The organism is Rhizobacter sp. P3_B12 (genome assembly GCF_056402895.1).
This window is the reverse complement of the sequence record NZ_JBFUGN010001442.1, coordinates 1-1,110: the sequence shown is the minus strand read 5'-3', so window position 1 is coordinate 1,110 and position 1,110 is coordinate 1. Positions and strand designations below refer to the sequence as shown.

Annotated in this window: 2 protein-coding genes; both read right to left on the bottom strand. The window is 71.4% G+C overall.

Annotation, left to right across the window (positions count from 1 at the left end; all coding sequences use genetic code 11):
- A partial coding sequence (locus tag AC1D01_RS35930; RefSeq protein ID WP_477874477.1) for an HPP family protein occupies positions 1–373 on the bottom strand: 373 nt, incomplete at its 3' end.
- Between the two features lie 73 nt (positions 374–446).
- On the bottom strand, positions 447–1,110 hold a 664-nt coding region (locus AC1D01_RS35925; protein ID WP_477874475.1), incomplete at its 5' end, for a DUF6055 domain-containing protein.

Genomic DNA, 1,110 nt, shown 5'->3' with positions numbered 1-1,110 from the left:
GGTGCAGGCAGCGCAGCGCGAACATCGCGCCGATCGCCACGCAGATCGCGAGCGCCGCCGCCAGTTCCGGGGTCGCTATCCACCGCGCGCAGGCCACGCCGATCAGCGCCGAGACGATGTTGCCGCCGAGGATCGACCAGGGCTGCGCCAGCGGGCTCGCAGGGACGGCGAACAGCAGCACCGCCGAGGCACCCATCGGCGCGATCAGCGCGATGGCACCGGGCGTGCCCTGCAGCACGAAGGCGCTGAGCAGCCCGGTGGCGGCGATGCCCAGCAGCGCTCCCACCACCGACCGCAGGCGCTCGCGCCCGCTCACGGCGGCGCGTGCAGGAAGCCAGGCACGCAGCCAGGGATGCAGCAACAGGGAACGCATGAGGCAGTCGGCGGGGTCGGTGCAGATCGGAACCCCGGATTGTCGGCGAACCCGCCGAGCCGACTGCGTCAGGTCAGGGCCGCCAGGTCAGCGTCGTCTTCGTGTTGATGTCGGTGGCCGAACCGACGGTGGAGCCGGCCTCGACGAAGCCCGATCGGTTGCCCGAGCTCAGGTTCAGGCCGGCACCGCGGTACTCGACATCGCCATGCAGGTCCAGCGTGCCCGAGGCGCCCTGCCCGGTCTCGAAGAAGCCCAGCGGGTAGAACGTGGTGCGCACCTGGGCCGAGCCCGACACCGTGAAGGCGGTGTTGCCCGAGCCGATCACGCTGAGCCCGCCGACGGTGCCGCCGCTGACCGTGCCCTTGCTGATGACGGCCTGGTCTTCGATGCGCGCGCTGCCGCTCGCGCTGCCGCCCGGCAGGATCGTCGCGTACGGGCCGACGTACACCGTCGTCGGCGTGCTCGTCGGCGCGCAACCACCGCCATTGCTGTGCCGCGCCGTGCCGGTCGGGCAGGCGTCGCGCTGGCCGTTCTGGAAGCCCTGCGGCCAGGCGTTCGCCAGCTCGACCATGTACGGGTAGCGCCAGATCGTCTCGTACGCCTGGTCCCACACCACCGTCTTGAACACCGACGGCGTCGCGGTCACCACCAGGAACAGCGGCTCGCCTGCGTTCACCTTGAAGCTCAGGTCGGCGTCCAGCCCCTTCTGCTGCGCGCTGTAGCGGGCCGACGTGAAC